The organism is Paraburkholderia sp. J94, assembly GCF_905220285.1.
GTDB lineage: Bacteria > Pseudomonadota > Gammaproteobacteria > Burkholderiales > Burkholderiaceae > Paraburkholderia > Paraburkholderia tropica_A.
Window position 1 is genome coordinate 512,603 of record NZ_CAJMZH010000005.1, and the last position, 16,385, is coordinate 528,987.

A 16,385-nucleotide genomic window follows, 5' to 3' on the forward strand; every position below is an offset into this window, starting at 1 on the left:
TTCACGCCTCCTTGTTCGCCGCGCCGAGCAGCCGCCGCACGCGCGGGCGCACATGCTCGTCGTAGAGGCCCGCCAGCCCGTTCGGAAACACCATCACCACGCCGATGAACATCGCCGCCATCAGATAGAGCCAGAGGTTCGGAAAGCTCTCCGAGAACCAGCTCTTGCCGAGATTGACGAGAATCGCGCCGTACACCGCGCCGACCAGCGACATGCGCCCGCCGATGGCCGCGTAGATCACCATTTCGATCGACGGCACGATGCCGACGAACGACGGCGACATGAAGCCCACCTGCAACGTGAACATCGCGCCGCCGATGGCCGCCAGCATCGCCGCGAGACAGAACGCGAACACCTTGAACATGGCGACGTCGTAGCCCGAGAAGCGCACGCGGTCTTCCTTGTCGCGCATCGCGAGCAGCAGCGTGCCGAGCTTGCTACGCTGAACCCAGCGGCAGGCGAGCAGCGCGCCGATCAGCAGCGCGGCGTTCACGAAGTACAGGATCAGCTTCGCGTGATCGGTGCGGATATCCCAGCCGAGCAGCGTGCGCAGATCAGTGATGCCGTTCACGCCGCCCGTATAGCCCTGCTGGCCGATGATGAGCACCGAGAGAATCAGCGCGACGGCCTGCGTGATAATCGCGAAGTACACGCCGCCCACGCGCCGCTTGAACATCGCGTAGCCGATCACGAAGGCGAGCGCCGTGGGCACGACGAGCACCGCGAGTATCGAGAACGGCAAGTAGTGAAACGGCTTCCACCACGCGGGCAGCGCGGTAAGCTGGTTCCAGTCCATGAAGTCGGGAATGCCGGGCGTGGTCTGCGTGTGCGTGGCGGCCGGATCGGACGCTTCGAGCTTCAGAAACATCGCCATCGCATAGCCGCCGAGGCCGAAGAACACGCCCTGTCCGAGACTGAGCACGCCGCCGTAACCCCACGCGATCACGAGGCCGATCGCCACGAACGCGTAGGTCAGGTACTTGCCCATCAGGTTCAGGCGGAACGTGTCGAGCGCGAGCGGAAACACGACCACGATCACCAGGGCGAGCAGCACGATGCCGCCATAGCCCGAAACGTCGAGCCACGCGAGGCGCGCGCGCCAGCCGGCCGGCGGCGCATCGCGGCCGGATCGCGGGGATACGCCGCCCGCCGTGGGTTGGATGGGTTCCATGTCCATCTCTCCAGTCGAATGAAGCTGTGAATGAGGCTTGTGCAACGGCGTGCGCTTACACGCGCCGCACCTTCGAGGCGAACAGACCCTGCGGACGCAGCATCAGAATCACCACGACGGTCAGCAGCGTGAGCACGCGCGCAATCGAGCCCGAGAGGAAGAACTCGCTGATCGACTGCATCTGCGCGATGCCGAACGCCGACGCCACGGTGCCGAGCAGACTCGCCGCGCCGCCGAACGTGACCACCAGAAACGAATCGACGATATAGAGCGAGCCGCTCGTCGGTCCCGTCGAGCCGATCGCCGTGAAGGCCGCGCCCGCCACGCCCGCGATACCGCAGCCAATCGCGAAGGTCATGCGGTCGGTGCGCCGCGTGTTGATGCCTGCGGCGTTCGCCATCGGCCGGTTCGCGACCGTGGCGCGCACGCGCAAGCCCCAGCGCGAGCGATAGAGCATGAGCAGCAGGCCGCCCGTCATCAGCAGCGCGAGGCCCATCACGAACATGCCGCTCACCGGAATGTCGAGGCCCGGCGTGGGCTCCCACGAACCCATCAGCCAGTCGGGCAGCGCCGGGCTCACTTCCTTCGGCCCGAAGGTCGAGCGGAACACCTGCTGCATGCCGAGGCTCAGGCCCCAGGTGGCGAGCAGCGTGTCGAGCGGGCGCTTGTAGAGATGGCGGATCAGCGCCCATTCGGCGAGCCAGCCCGCCGCGAACGCCAGCGCGAACGCCGCGAAAATCGCGAAGAAGAAATACACGGGCGTGAACGCGTGCCAGACGTTCTGCGAGAACCACGAAAACATGTAGACCGTATAGGCGCCGATCGTCATGAACTCGCCGTGCGCCATGTTGATCACGCCCATCTGGCCGAAGATCACGGCGAGCCCGAGCCCCATCAGGAGCAGGACGCTGAAGAGGCTCAGACCGGCGAAGCCCTGCATCAGCGTGATGTTGAAAATATCGGTAGCGGACATCGAACGCTCCTCGCGCGGCGGCGTCATGCGCCGCCGCGCCGCTGCGGTTGACGGATTACATGTAGCCCTTCGGGAACGGATTCGGCTGGATCGGCTGCTCGGACTGCGCGACGACCTTGAACTGGCCGTCCGCCTGGCCTTCGCCGATCAGCGAGCGGCTCCACAGGTGATGGTTCGGATCGACCTTCGCGTAGCCTTGCGGCGCGTTCGCCACTTCGATACCGGCCGAATGCGCGACCACCTTGTCTACGTCGAAGCTGCCCGCGCGCTCGCACGCGGCCTTCCAGATCCACGGGCCGAGATAGGCGGCCTGCGTCACGTCGCCGATCACCGACTTCTGGCCGTAGCGCGCCTTGAACGCCGCGACGAACTTCTTGTTGTTCTCGTTATCGAGCGACTGGAAGTACTTCATCGACGAGAAGAAACCCGCGAAGTTCTCGCCGCCGATGCCAAGCACTTCGTCTTCCGTGACCGACAGCGTCAGCAGGAACTGCTTCTGCGGCGTGATGCCCGCGGCCTTGAGCTGCTTGTAGAACGCCACGTTCGAGCCGCCCACCACGGTCGCGAAGATGCAGTCGGGGCGTGCGAGCTTGATCTTGTTCATCAGCGAGGCGAACTCGGTCGTGCCGAGCGGGTAATACTCCTCGCCCACCACCTTCGCGTGCAGATGCTGTTCGATATGGCGGCGCGCGATCTTGTTCGAGGTGCGCGGCCAGATGTAGTCGGAGCCGATCAGGAAGAAGGTCTTGGCCTTCTTCGTGTTCGAGGCCCAGTCGAGCGCCCAGAGAATCTGCTGAGTCGCTTCCTGGCCCGTGTAGAACACATTCTTCGACTGTTCGAGGCCTTCGTAGAAGGTCGGGTAATAGAGCAGGCCGTTGTCCTTCTCGAACACCGGCAGCACGGCCTTGCGCGAGGCCGAGGTCCAGCAGCCGAACACGGCTGCGACGTGGTCGTTCTCCAGCAGCTTCTTCGATTTTTCGGCGAAGGTCGGCCAGTCGGAAGCGCCGTCTTCCTGAATGATCTGCACCTTGCGGCCGAGCACGCCGCCCATCGCGTTGATCTGCTCGATGGCGAGGCGTTCGGCCTGGATCGAGCCGGTTTCGGAAATCGCCATCGTGCCCGTGGCCGAGTGAAGCTGGCCGACCGTCACCGTGGTGTCCGTGACCGCGAGGCCCGTGGTGTTGACCTTGGCCGTGGGCGGCGTTTGCGCAAACGCGCCGCGCGAGAAGCCCATCGCCATCAGCGGCGCGGCGGCGAGACCGCCGAGCATTTTCCGGCGCAGCGGCGAAGGCATCTGGGCGTCGTCATCGAATCGATCGTCTGCGGACATCACGTTCTCCTTATCGGGTGCCCGGCGCTGAACGCTGCGGGCTGGGTCGAGGGTTGGACGCAATGTAGAAAGCCAAATTGACGATCGAAATACGTCGATTGACGTATTCCCGGCGCGCGCACTGGAATGTAATTTGCATCGCACGTCGATTCCGCGCGGTGCTGCCCGCCGTATTGCCTGCCGTAGTGCCCATTCGCGCCGCCTTCGCACCAAACCGGATCATCGTCATGTCCCAGAGTCACCCGTCCGTGGGCGCGCCCAGCACGCAACGCATCGTCAAGGTGCGCCGCGACTACAACGCCTGGGTCGGCGACGAAACCCTCGAGGACTACGCGCTGCGCTTCACGCCGCGCTCGTTCCGGCGCTGGTCGGAGCTGCGCGTCGCGAATACGGCCATTGGCGCGGTGTCGTTTCTGGTGCTGGAGGCGATCGGCGGCAGTCTCGTCGTCAACTACGGCTTCACGAACGCGTTCTGGGCCATCGCCGCCGTTTCCGTGCTGATCTGGCTCACGAGCCTGCCGATCAGCTATTACGCGGCGCGCTACGGCGTGGACATGGACCTGCTCACGCGCGGCGCGGGCTTCGGCTATATCGGCTCGACGGTCACCTCGCTGCTTTACGCGGTGTTCACGTTTATTTTTTTCGCGCTCGAAGCGGCCATCATGTCGCTCGCGCTCCAGCTTTATTTCCACATATCGCTGGCGATCGCCTACGTGGTGAGTTCGCTCGTGGTGATTCCGATCGTCATGTTCGGCATCACGCTGATCAACCGCCTGCAAAGCTGGACGCAGCCGCTGTGGCTCGTGCTGTTCGTGCTGCCGTATGCGGCCGTGCTGTGGCATCAGCCCGATCTGCTCAAGCAATGGACCACCTTCGCGGGCTTCGCGCCGCAGGGCCGCGCGTTCAGCCTGATCGCTTTCGGCCAGGCGTCGACAGTCGTGTTCGCGCTGATCGTGCAAGTCGGCGAACAGGTGGACTATCTGCGCTTTCTGCCGCCGCTCACGGCGAAGAACCGCACGCGCTGGTGGCTCGCGCTGCTGTCGGCGGGACCGGGCTGGATCGTGCCGGGCGCGCTCAAAATGCTGGGCGGCGCGTTTCTCGCCTTCGTCGCGCTCCAGTACGAAGTCGATGCGAACCACGCGGCGCAGCCCACGCAGATGTATCTCGTCGCGTATCACCTGCTGCTCGATCCGTTCGGGCTCGCAAGCTGGGCGCTGCCCGCGATGACGCTGTTCGTGATCGTCTCGCAGCTGAAGATCAACGTGACCAATGCGTATGCGGGCTCGCTCGCGTGGTCGAATTTTTTCGCGCGGCTCACGCACAGTCATCCGGGCCGCGTGGTGTGGCTCGTGTTCAATGTGATGATCGCGCTGCTGCTCGTGGAAATGGGCGTATTCGATGCGATCGCCAAGGTGCTCTCGCTCTACGCGAACATCGCGATTGCGTGGGTCGGCGCGCTGTTCGCCGATCTCGTCATCAACAAGCCGCTCGGTTATAGCCCGCGCCATATCGAGTTCAAGCGCGCGCATCTCTACGATGTGAATCCCGTGGGCGTGGGCGCGATGCTGATCGCGGCCGCCGTCGCGATGCTCGCGCATAGCGGCCTGTTCGGCGTGCTCGCCAAGGCGATGTCGTCGTTCATCGCGTTCGGCGTGGCGTTCGCGTGCGCGCCCGTGCTCGCGGTGCTCACGCGCGGGCGCTACTACATCGCGCGCGCCGCGCAACCGACCGGCGACGCCGTCTCGCTGCGCTGCGCGATCTGCGAAAACGCCTTCGAACCCGACGACACCGCCTACTGCCCCGCCTACGGCGGCACGATCTGCTCGCTGTGCTGCTCGCTCGATTCGCGCTGCCACGACCGCTGCAAGCCGCACGCGCGCTTCGCCTCGCAGGCCGACCGCGCGCTGCATCGCGTGCTGCCCGGCGCGCGGCTCGGTCCCGCCTCGCTGCGCCTGATTCATTACGCGAGCCTCGTGTTCGCGATGCTCGCGGTGCTCGGCAGCGTGCTCTATCTGATCTGGTCGCAGAGCGCGACATCGGTGGCCGCCGATTCGTCGATCCATCCCGCCATCGGCCACGCGCTCGCGAACAGCTTTCTGAAGATCTTTCTCGCGCTTTCGCTGGTGGGCTGCATCGCGGCGTGGTGGTTCGTGCTGGAGCGCGAAAGCCGCCGCGTCACGCAGGAGGAATCGCAGCGGCAAAACGAATTGCTGATGCTCGAAATCGACGCGCACCAGAAAACCGATGCCGCGCTCAAGCGCGCGACCGCCGCCGCCGAATCGGCGAATCAGGCGAAAAGCCGCTATGTGTCCGGCCTGAGCCACGAATTGCGCACGCCGCTCAACAGCATTCTCGGCTACGCGCAATTGCTGTTGCAGGCGAAGGAAGAACTCACGCCCACGCGCTACAACGCGGTGCGCACGATCCATCGCAGCGGCGAACATCTGCTCGCGCTCGTCGACGGGCTGCTCGACGTCGCGCGCATCGAGGCGGGCAAGCTGCAACTGAATATCGCCAAGGTGCCGCTCGCCGATTTCGTCGCGCACGTCACGTCGATGCTGCGTCCGCAGGCGCTCGAAAAAGCGCTCGCGTTCGACGTGCAGACAGTCGGCCGTCTGCCCGCCACGGTACGCACCGACCAGAAATGCGTCGGGCAGATCCTCACGAATCTGATCGGCAACGCGATTCGCTTCACGCCGAGCGGCACGGTCACGCTGCGCGTGAGCCACGTGCTCGACACGCTCAAGTTCGAAGTGGCCGATACCGGACCCGGCATTCCGCCCGCCGAAATGGAGCGCCTGTTCCTGCCGTTCGAGCGCGGCGAGGCGGCGCCCGCGCACGATCACGGCGCGGGCCTCGGCCTCACGATCTGCCGCCTGCTCACGCAGGCGCTCGGCGGCAGTCTCGAAGTGGACAGCGAAGTCGGACGCGGCACGCGCTTCGTGGTGCGCCTGTTCGCGCCCGCCGTCGACAGCGCCGCCGCCACGCATACAGAACTCGCGTCGATTCGCGGCTATACGGGCGCGCGCCGCGCGATTCTCGTGGTCGACGATCTCGACGATCAACGCGGCATCGTCGTGCAGTTGCTCACGCCGCTCGGCTTCGACGTCGCCGAAGCGGCCAGCGGCACCGACGCGCTGCGCTGGCTCGCCACGCACACGGCAGACGCCATCATCATGGACATTTCGATGCCGCTGATGGACGGCTACGAAACGAGCCGCCTGATCTCCGAAAACCAGTTGTCGAACGCGCCCATCGTGCTGCTCTCGGCCAACGCGTTCGTCGACGACCGCGAGCGCGCGAGCGCGACCGGCTGCGCGGGCTATCTGGTGAAGCCCTTGCAGGTGAATCTGCTGCTCGACAAGCTCGCGCAACTGCTCGCATTCGAGTGGATCGCGTCCGAGTCGAGCGTGCCCGCGCTGCCCGCTGCGGCGAACGCGCCCGCGCCGCCCGCCGCGTGGCCGCCCGACCTCATCGAGCACTTGCGGGCGCATCTCGAAGTCGGCTACGTGCAGGGCGTGGTCGAACAACTCGACGCCGCGCACGCGACCTGGCCCGCGCTACAGGATCAGATCGACGTGCTGCGCGCGCTGGCCGAACGCTTTCAGCTAAGGGAACTCGAGCATGAACTCGACCGACTTGCACGCGGCGCCGCTGCGTGACGCGCACGCCGCGCTCGCGGCGAACCCGATCGTCGCCAACCCGAACGCCGATGACACCGCCGCCTGGCTGCGCGACCGGCCCGTGGTGCTGATCGTCGACGATACGCCGGACAACCTTGCCTTTCTCTCCGATACGCTCCAGGCGCACGGCTACGCGGTGCTCGTCGCGCTCTCGGGCGAGGACGCGCTCAAGCGCCTCGCGCGCGTGACGCCCGACGTCGTGCTGCTCGACGCGATGATGCCCGGCATGGACGGCTTCGAAACCTGCCGTCGCATGAAGCAGGACGCGCGGCACGAGCATTTGCCCGTGATCTTCATGACCGCGTTGACGGAGACCGAGCACGTGGTGCGCGGCTTTCGCGTGGGCGGCATCGACTATGTGACGAAGCCGGTGCGGCCCGAGGAGTTGTGCGCGCGGATCGGCGCCCACGTGCAGCGTTCGCGCGCGCAGCTTTACGCGCAGGCGGCGCTCTCGCTCGACGCGCGCGCGGCGCTGATCGTCGATGCCGACGGCACGATCCGTTGGCAGAGTCCGCAGGCCGCGCATCAGATCGCGGCGTATGACGCGGGTCGTAACGATGTGGGCAATGTCGCCGATGCGAACGTGAGCGCCCACTCCCACGCCGCCGATCCGCAGCCGAAGCTGCCGCCGCCGCTGCGGAACTGGTTCATCGACTGGCTCGCGCGCGGCGCGCAAAGCGACGCCGTGCACGAGTTCACGTCGGGCCACGTGCGCCGTTCCGCCAGCGCGACGCCCGCGCCGGAGCCGGGCGAGTGGATCGTCATCCTCAAGGAAACCGACGACACCGTGCATCGGAACGCGCTCGCCGAACGCTTCGGCCTGACCGCGCGCGAGGCCGAAGTGCTGCTCTGGGTCTCGCGCGGCAAGACCAACCGCGATATCGGCGACATTCTCGGCATGGCCGCGCGCACGGTGAACAAGCACCTCGAACACCTGTTCCGCAAGCTGCATGTGGAGACGCGCGCGGCGGCGGCGGGCGTGGCGATCAAGACGCTCGACCGCGCCTGAACCGCGCCTGAAACCCGTCAGTACCGCGCCAGGCGAGCTTGCAAGTCCGCGACTCGATGCCGCGTCGTCAGCGAAACGCAACCTCGCCGTAATGATTTGCATCGATACAACACGCATTGATTGTAGGGAATTACCCGTAGTACGATGCGCGACTCAATTAATAATGATTCGCATTTCGCTTGGGGTTCTTTTCGATGCGTCACCGCCAGATCCACGCTGCACTGCTGCTTGCCTTCTCCGCCACCCCCACGCTCGTCCTCGCGCAAGCCGCTTCCGCCGAGGCGGCCAGCGCCGCCGTCGAAAGCACGTCGAAAGCCAGCGCGGAGGCATCCGCAAGCTCCGGTAGCACCGCAAGCAGCACCGCAAACAGCGCGGCTGGCAACGCCGAATTACCGACCGTCAAGATCAGCGCGAGCGGCGCGCCGCGCGCCGCCTTCGACCAGCCCGCCGCCGCGCAGGTGACGAAATCGTCGGTGCCCTTGAAGGAAACGCCGCAGTCGATCAGCGTGGTCACGCGCGATCTGATGGACGCGCAGCAGGTCCAGACGCTCAACGACGCGCTGCACGACGTGCCCGGCGTGATCTCGGGCACCTATGGCCGACGCGGCTGGGACGACTTCATCATCCGCGGCCAGATCGCCTCGGATTCGGTCTATCTCGACGGCCTGCGCGCCGCCATCAACAACCGCTTCGCCGAGGAGACCTTCGGCCTCCAGCAGATCGAAGTGCTCAAGGGACCGGCCACGCTGCTCTCGGGCCTCGTGCTGCCCGGCGGCATGGTCAACGAAGTCAGCAAGCGCCCGGTCGACTACACCTTCGCCGATGTCGACGCCACCGTCGGCAGCCACGGCTATTACCAGGGCAGCGTCGACATGGGCACGCCGCTCTCGGAGAACGGCAAGGCCGCGTTCCGCATCAACGCGCTCGCAATGAACTCGAACGATCAGACCAATTACGTCTGGTCGCGCAATCGCTATATCGCGCCTTCGCTGTCGCTCGATCTCGGTCCGCGCACGGAATTCACGATCCTGACGAGCTATCAGGAGCGCAATTACATCCGCCAGCAAGGCCTGCCGTGGTCGGGCACGCTGCTCGCGAACAAGAACGGCAGCCTCTCGCGCAGCACCTTCACGGGCGAGCCCGACCAGCAGCCGTACTCGGGTCACGAAGCGCGCGTGGGCTACAGCTTCGCGCATCATTTCGATTCGGGCTGGACCGTGAACCAGAACTTCCGCTGGCAGCAGTTCTCGCTCGGCGGCCAACTGGTCGCCAACGGCAAGGTCGCCTCGAACGGCTACACGCTGAGCCGCACGGCCACCGATTCGCAATGGTCCGGCGACACGATCTCGCTCGACAACAACGCGCAAAAGACCTTCGATACCGCGCTCGGACGCCACGAAGTGACCTTCGGCATCGACTATATGCGCGGTCGCGAGGACGCCTCTTCGACCACCTGCACGGTCGGTTCCATCGACATGTACGACCCGGTCTACACGGGCACGATCACCTGTCCGTCCACGCCGAAGACGCATACGTACACCACGATCCGCGATCTCGGCTTCTACGCGCGCGACCAGATCGCGCTCGGCCAGCGCTGGCGCGTGCTCGCGGGCGTGCGTTACGACAGCGCGTCGAGCGACGTGCTCAACGAGCTCAAGAACACGAGCAGCGGCAATCCGTCGAACGCCACCACGGGCTCGGTCGCGCTGATGTACGAACTGCTGCCGGGCGTGCGCCCGTATGTGAGCTACGCGACCTCGTTCTATCCGAACAGCGGCGCGGACGTGAACGGCAGCGCGTTCGATCCCGAAACGGGCAAGCAGTGGGAAGCGGGCGTGAAGTTCGACATCGAGAAAGGCCGCACGAGCGTGACGGTCGCGGCCTTCGACCTGCGCCGCCGCAACGTGCTCGAAGACGATCCGAACAACGACGGCTACAGCATCGCCGTGGGCGAGGAGCATTCGCGCGGCTTCGAATTCAGCTTCAACACCGCGCCGACGAATCACCTGAGCGTGACGGGCGGCTATGCCTACACCTCGGCCGTGATCGCCGACGACGGCGGCCAGACGCCCTCGACCGACGGCACGCGCATCAACAACGTGCCGCGTCACAGCTTCAACGTGTTCGCGCGCTACAAGCTGCCGGGCGAACTGTATCGCTGGGAAATCAACGGCGGCGTGCGCGGCCAGAGCAGCCTCTACGCGTATGGCTACACGATTCCGGGCTTCGTGGTCAGCGACGTGGGCGTGGGTTACACCGCGCCGCGCTGGCATGCGGCGCTGCGTCTGAGCAATATCTTCAACAAGCATTACTACACGGGCGGTTTGAGCAATGCGGTGGCGCTCGGCGACGACCGCGCGGTGATGCTCACGCTCGGGTATAGCTATTGATCGATGGGAAGTGAAGCGAGGCGGCTTGCGCGCAGCGGGTGCGCGCAGCCGTGAGGAAGGATGTGCCGATGAACGCCGCGCTAGCCGCGTTTGCGCAGCGGATCGAGCAGGCTGCGCAGACCGTTATGGTCCATCTCCTGCATCAGCGCGAGCAGACGGCCAATCTCGCCCGGCGGAAAACCTTCGCGGGCGAACCAGTTCAGATAGTGCCCCGGCAGGTCGGCGATGAGCCGGCCTTTGTATTTGCCGAACGGCATGGCGAGGGTCACGAGGCGTTCGAGGTCTTCGACTTTCATGTGAGGCGGCGGAAAAGCGGGAAAGCAGGAAAGCGGGTGAGCGCATGATACTGCGCTTCGCCCGATACAGTCCGCCCTGCTCGCCCGCCTCACCTCATCAGAACGTTTCCCAATCCTGGCTATCGTCCTTCGCGACGACCACCGCTTCGCGTGCGGGCGCGCGCATTTCGGTTTGCTTCGGCTTCGGCTTCGGCGCGGTCTTCACGCTTGCCGCGCTGCTCGCCGTATTCACACGCTTCACACTGGCGACGCTCGTCACCGCCGGCTTCGACGCCAGCACCGGACGGCGCAGCGGCTCGACACCCGCCGACGTCGTGCTCGAACCGCCCGCGAGCTGGAACACCGACACCGCCTCGCGCAGACGCTGCGCCTGATCCTCGAGCGACTTCGCCGCCGCCGCCGCTTCCTCGACGAGCGCCGCGTTCTGCTGCGTGACGTTGTCCATCTGCACGACGGCCTGATTGACTTCCTCGATGCCCGTGCTCTGCTCCTCGGCGGCCGCCGCGATTTCGCCGACGATGCCCGAGACCTGGCGGATCGAGTCCTTGATCTGCGACATCGACGCACTGACCTGCGACGCCTGATGCGCGCCGCCTTCGATCGTCGCCACCGACGCGCCGATCAGTTCCTTGATCTCCTTCGCCGCCGCCGCCGAGCGCTGCGCGAGCGAACGCACCTCGCTCGCCACCACCGCAAAGCCGCGTCCCTGTTCGCCCGCGCGCGCCGCTTCCACGGCCGCGTTCAGCGCGAGAATATTGGTCTGGAACGCGATGCCTTCGATGATCGTGGTGATCTCCGAAATCTTGCTGGAGCTCTCGCTGATCTGCGACATCGTCGAAACCATGTCCTCGACCGTCGACGTGCCGCTGTCCACGACCTGCGTCGCGGTGGTCGTCAGTTCGCTCGCGTGGCGCGCGTTGTCGGCGCTCTGGCGCACGGTCGTCGTAATCTGCGTCATGCTCGATGCGGTCTCTTCGAGCGAGGCGGCCTGCTGTTCCGTGCGCGCCGAAAGATCGGTATTGCCCGCCGCGATTTCCATCGACGCCGTCTTCACGCTATCGGTCGCATCGCGAATGCCGCGCACGGTGCCTTCGAGCTGATCGCGCATCTCGCGCAGCGAAAAGATCAGGCTCGACGTGTCGTTGCCCTGCACGTCGACCCGCTGATCGAGTCGGCCTTGCGCGATGTTGCGGGCAATTTCCTGCGCGTAAGCCGGCTCGCCGCCAAGCTGATTCAGGATGCTGCGCGTGATGAGAATCGCGAGCGCGATCGAGATCAACAGACCCGCGAGCGCGAGCGCCAGCAAGGTGCCGCGCCCCGCGTTATAGGTCGAATGCGCAGCGGCGGCGGCGCGCTTGTTCTTGTCGACTTCGTAATCGCGGAAACGGCCAATCGCATCGGTCCACGATTGCAGCGCGGGCGAGGTCTGCTGGTTGAGCATGTCGGCGGCCGTGGCGTCGCCCTTCATGCCGAGCGCCGCGTTGTTCATGACGAGCGGCTCGGCCGCCTGCGCAAGCTGGTTGATCTGATTGAGGAGTTCGCGTTCCTGGTCCTCGGTGTCGTCGCTTTGCTGGAGCAAGGTCGAGACCTGCGTGACGGCGTCGTGATAGCTCGCGAGTTTTTCGTCGACGCTGCGCTTTTGCGCTTCCATGCCCGCCGTGTCGTGCGTGACGATCAGGCGCTGCATCGCCAGCGACGCGCCCTGCGCCTTGCCGAGCGCGCGGCCGACGAGGCCGATCTTGGCCGAGCCCGAGTCGAGGCCCGAAATGATCACGGTGTTGAGCGAGTGCAGGACGACGAGCGACGCCCCGACGACGATGGCGAACAGCACCAGCAGTACGCCGAAAGCGACCGAGAGGCGCGTCCCTACGTTGAATCGCGAAAGCTGCATAAGAGACAATCCCCGAAAATAAAAAAAGGTGTCTCTTCCGTTTGCTGTCGCCCCTAACGACCAAGGGTATGTTTTTGATGGGTCGGCGCCGCCGCCCTGTTTGCCGTTGCCGCGCAGGCCGTGTGATTGGAATGTGTGCTCTGCGCCGCGACAGTCGGTGTATCGGCAAGTCTGAGCCAAACTTTAGACAAATACCTCGAATGGCGCGGCGCGGCTCGATCCGCGCGTCTCACTGCGCGGGCCGCAGATGGCGCGCGAACCATTGCGCGGCGCGCTGGCTGGTCGTGTCGAAATGCTCGACGTAGGGCGTGAAATGGCCGCCGGGGATCATCTCCAGCTGCTTCGGCTGCAACGCTTCTTCGTAGGCGCGCAGGCAGAGGTCGGTGGCGGTCAGCGTGTCGGCGTCGGCGACGATCATCAGCAGCGGCGTCGGGCTGATGCGCGCGATGTATGCGCCGGGTTCGTTTTCGCGCGAGCGTTCGGCGCTGCGCAAGGTCACTTCGTTGCGCCAGCCCGGCGCGAAGGCTGCGGTGCCTGCGAAGAACGCGTGGCTGTCCGCGCCCGCCATCGCGCAGGGTTCGGCGGGATCGGCGCTGGTTGCGGGCAGCATGGCGGGCGCGCCGCCTGCGAAACGCTGCGCGCGGTCGGCTTCGAAGCGGGCCAGCAGCGCGGGCACGTGGTCCGCGCGTGTGCGCCGCAACGCCGACTGATATCCGCTGATCTGCGGCACCTGCGAAACCACGCACTTCACGCGCCGGTCGATCGCGGCGACTTCGAGCACGTGGCCGCCGCTGAAGCTCGTCCCCCAGATACCGATGCGCGACGCGTCCACGTCGGCGCGCGTCTGCACATAACTGATGGCGTCGCGATAGCCGCGTTTCTGCAAGGCCGGATCGACTTCCTGGCGCGGCGTGCCATCGCTCGCGCCGAAATTGCGGTGGTCGTAGACGAGCACGGCGAAGCCCGCTGCGGCGAACACCTCGGCGTAACGGTCGAGATATTGCTCCTTGACCGCCGAAAAACCGTGCGCCATCACAATGGCCGGATGCGGTCCCTCTTGCACCGACGGCAGATAAAACCAGCCGCGCAGGCGCGCGCCTTCCGAATCGAACTCCACGTTTTCACGTTGCATCGCGTATTCCTCTTGAGTGGGCCCGCGCGTTTGAACGAACGCGCGTGATTCAAGACGATACGCAGACGCGGCGCGCGATGCGCCGCGCGTCCAGACATCCGCTACGCCGGATCGGACAGGCTCACATCGGGCAGGCTGAAATACGCGCTCGGCGTCGAGCCCGTCACGCGGCGGAACATGGCCGCGAACGCGCCGGGCGTGTCGTAACCGAGCGCGGCGCTCACGTCGGCGACCGGCAGGCCGCTCGCGAGCAGCGGCAGCGCGTGCTGCACGCGCACGAGCTGCCGCCAGTGCACGAACGACAGCCCGGTTTCAGCGAGAAAAAGCCGCGCGAGCGTGCGTGTGGACGCGCCCGCCTCGGCGGCCCAGGCGTCGAGCGTGCGCGGGTCGGCGGGCGCGTGGAGTATCGCGTCGCAGATGCGTTTGAGACGGCGGTCGCCGCCCGCCGGCATCCGCAGCGGATGGCCCGGCACCCAGTCGATTTCGGCGAGCAGATGCGCGATGACGAGCGCGTCGCGGCCCGTGGGTTCGTCGTCGACGGGAATCGACGCGGCGCGCACGATCAGTTCGCGCAAGAGCGGTGTCACGTTGACGGCGTGCGGCATCGCCGGAAAGCCGGGCGGGCAATGTTCGGCGCGAATATACGGGCTGCGCAGCGAGACCGCGCCGCGCGCGCGCATCGCGTGCGGCGTGTCGGCGGGCATCCAGAGCGCGCGCTGCGGCGGCACGAGCCAGAGCGTGTGCGCGACCGACACTTCGATGACGCCGCGCGTCGCGTAGATCAGTTGCGCGCGCGCGTGGCGATGTTCGCCGACCGCGAAGCCGTCCGCGTATTCCTTCGCGAGCACCGAAGCAGGACCGGGCGCGCCTTGATAGTCGGCGGGATCGGTGCTGCGCGCGGGCGACGGCGCGGGTGAATGGCGTGATGGAGCGGCGAACGGCATGGGCGCATGCGGGAGAAGCGAAGGCGAGCAGTATAGTGCGGCCTTCGGCTCCTCATCGCGCGGCGCGCATCAAGCCCGCGCGCCGCCATGCGCCATTCGCCTCAGGGAAACTTCGCCATGATGTGGCGCGCGCACGTGTACTCCTCCAGCGCAAACACCGACATGTCCTTGCCGTAGCCCGAACGCTTCATGCCGCCGTGCGGCATCTCGCTCACGAGCGTGAAGTGCGTGTTGATCCAGGTGCAGCCGTATTGCAGTTCGGCCGCCACCTTGAAAGCCTTGTTGACGTCGCGGGTCCAGACCGAACTGGCGAGGCCGAAGTCCGAATCGTTGGCCCAGTCGATGGCCTCTTGCGCACCATTGAAACGCGTGACCGACACCACCGGCCCGAACACTTCGCGGCGCACGATCTCGTCGTCCTGACGCGCGCCCGCCACCACGGTCGGCTCGTAGAAGAAGCCGCGCCCCTCGGCGAGCTTGCCGCCCGTCGTGATCTCGATGTGCTTCTGGCTCGCCGCGCGCTCGACGAAACTCGCCACGCGTCCGCGCTGGCGCTCGGAGATCAGCGGTCCCATCTCCACGCCTTCGAGGTGCTGCTCGCCGTAGCGAATCGAACTCACGGCGCTCGACAGATCGGCGACCAGGCGCTCGTAGACCTTGTCTTCCGCGTAGACGCGGCACGCGGCCGTGCAGTCCTGCCCCGCGTTGTAATAGCCGAAGGTGCGCAGGCCCGCGACCACTTCGTCGATGTCGGCGTCGTCGAACACGATCACGGGCGCCTTGCCGCCCAGTTCCAGATGCGTGCGCTTCACCGAGCGCGACGCGGCTTCGAGAATGCGCTGGCCCGTCGAGACGTCGCCGGTGATCGAAATCATGCGCACCTGCGGCTGCGTGATGAGCGGCGCGCCCACGGTGTCGCCGCGCCCCGTCACCACGTTGATCACGCCCGCCGGGAAGATCGCGGCAATCAGTTCGGCGAGCTTGAGCGTGGTGAGCGGCGTCTGCTCGGACGGCTTGAGCACGACGGTGTTGCCCGCTGCCACGGCGGGCGCGAGCTTCCATGCGGCCATCATCAGCGGATAATTCCACGGCGCGATCGAGGCGATCACGCCCAGCGAATCGCGGCGGATCATGCTCGTGTGGCCCGCCAGATATTCGCCCGCGACCGGACCGTGCTGGACCCGGCACGCGCCCGCGAAGAAGCGGAACACGTCGGCGACCGCGGGGATTTCGTCGTTGAGCGCGCCCAGATACGGCTTGCCGCAATTGAGCGATTCGAGCCGCGCGAATTCGGTGGCGCGCGACTCGATGGCGTCGGCGAGCTTGAGCAGCAGCGTCGCGCGATCCTTCGGCGTGCTGCGCGCCCACGCGGGCCACGCGCGGCTCGCGGCGGCCGTGGCCGCCTGCACCTGTTCGAGCGACGCCTCGGCCACGAGCGCGATCACTTCGCCCGTCGACGGATTGAAGATGTTTTCCTTGCTGCCGTGGCCCGGCACGAATTCGCCGCCGATCAGCAGGTTCGTTTGCATCGATTTTTCCATTTGCTCTCTCTTCGTTGAGCCCACG

11 protein-coding genes and 1 pseudogene are annotated in these 16,385 nt (G+C 66.1%); 3 read left to right on the forward strand and 9 right to left on the reverse strand.

Annotated features, from left to right (window positions below; translation table 11 throughout):
- Nucleotide 1: 1 nt before the first annotated feature.
- Genes urtC through urtA form a run of 3 tightly spaced genes read right to left on the reverse strand, consistent with a single transcriptional unit; the run spans nt 2 to nt 3,474 of the window.
- A complete protein-coding gene (gene urtC / locus U4Y88_RS13460) occupies nt 2-1,171 on the reverse strand; it encodes an urea ABC transporter permease subunit UrtC (protein ID WP_224012633.1) in 1,170 nt (389 codons plus the stop codon).
- A 55-nt stretch (nt 1,172-1,226) separates the two neighbouring features.
- The gene (gene urtB, locus U4Y88_RS13465) at nt 1,227-2,144 is read right to left on the reverse strand and encodes an urea ABC transporter permease subunit UrtB (RefSeq protein ID WP_224012634.1); all 918 of its coding nucleotides are present in this window, start codon (nt 2,142-2,144) and stop codon (nt 1,227-1,229) included.
- A gap of 55 nt (nt 2,145-2,199) precedes the next feature.
- Nucleotides 2,200-3,474, reverse strand: a complete 1,275-nt coding sequence (urtA, locus tag U4Y88_RS13470) for an urea ABC transporter substrate-binding protein (RefSeq protein WP_224012635.1) — start codon at nt 3,472-3,474, stop codon at nt 2,200-2,202.
- A 227-nt stretch (nt 3,475-3,701) separates the two neighbouring features.
- Between urtA and U4Y88_RS13475 the strand changes: the two genes are divergently transcribed.
- Together U4Y88_RS13475 and U4Y88_RS13480 are read left to right on the forward strand one after the other, a co-directional pair.
- The gene (locus U4Y88_RS13475) at nt 3,702-7,136 is read left to right on the forward strand and encodes an ATP-binding protein (RefSeq protein ID WP_321784476.1); all 3,435 of its coding nucleotides are present in this window, start codon (nt 3,702-3,704) and stop codon (nt 7,134-7,136) included.
- Between the two features lie 82 nt (nt 7,137-7,218).
- Entirely contained in the window at nt 7,219-8,166 is a 948-nt protein-coding gene (locus U4Y88_RS13480; RefSeq protein ID WP_321784540.1) for a response regulator transcription factor, read from the forward strand.
- Nucleotides 8,167-8,365: 199 nt separating this feature from the next.
- Here U4Y88_RS13480 and U4Y88_RS13485 read toward each other — a convergent pair whose 3' ends face one another.
- Nucleotides 8,366-8,680 carry a hypothetical protein gene (locus U4Y88_RS13485; RefSeq protein WP_321784478.1) on the reverse strand — a complete coding sequence of 105 codons (315 nt, stop codon included), beginning with the start codon at nt 8,678-8,680 and terminating at the stop codon, nt 8,366-8,368.
- Between U4Y88_RS13485 and U4Y88_RS13490 the strand changes: the two genes are divergently transcribed.
- On the forward strand, nt 8,640-10,556 hold the full coding sequence (locus tag U4Y88_RS13490; protein ID WP_321784480.1) for a TonB-dependent siderophore receptor: 1,917 nt from the start codon (nt 8,640-8,642) through the stop codon (nt 10,554-10,556). The genes U4Y88_RS13485 and U4Y88_RS13490 overlap by 41 nt on opposite strands.
- A gap of 80 nt (nt 10,557-10,636) precedes the next feature.
- Here the strand turns inward: U4Y88_RS13490 and U4Y88_RS13495 are convergent, their stop codons facing one another.
- From U4Y88_RS13495 to U4Y88_RS13515, 5 genes and pseudogenes are all read right to left on the reverse strand, one after another.
- Nucleotides 10,637-10,852 (reverse strand): DUF3820 family protein, encoded by a 216-nt coding sequence (locus U4Y88_RS13495; RefSeq protein ID WP_065060963.1) that lies wholly within the window; start codon nt 10,850-10,852, stop codon nt 10,637-10,639.
- Nucleotides 10,853-10,949: 97 nt separating this feature from the next.
- Nucleotides 10,950-12,743: a methyl-accepting chemotaxis protein gene (locus tag U4Y88_RS13500; RefSeq protein ID WP_321784482.1), complete on the reverse strand. Its 1,794-nt coding sequence runs from the start codon at nt 12,741-12,743 to the stop codon at nt 10,950-10,952.
- 229 nt (nt 12,744-12,972) lie between these two features.
- A pseudogene (locus tag U4Y88_RS13505) lies at nt 12,973-13,926 on the reverse strand (alpha/beta hydrolase); the annotation flags it as partial.
- Nucleotides 13,927-13,976: 50 nt separating this feature from the next.
- Complete coding sequence (locus tag U4Y88_RS13510) at nt 13,977-14,819, reverse strand: helix-turn-helix transcriptional regulator (RefSeq protein ID WP_321784484.1); 843 nt, start codon at nt 14,817-14,819, stop codon at nt 13,977-13,979.
- Nucleotides 14,820-14,920: 101 nt separating this feature from the next.
- Nucleotides 14,921-16,348, reverse strand: a complete 1,428-nt coding sequence (locus U4Y88_RS13515; RefSeq protein WP_224012641.1) for a gamma-aminobutyraldehyde dehydrogenase — start codon at nt 16,346-16,348, stop codon at nt 14,921-14,923.
- Nucleotides 16,349-16,385: the final 37 nt, after the last annotated feature.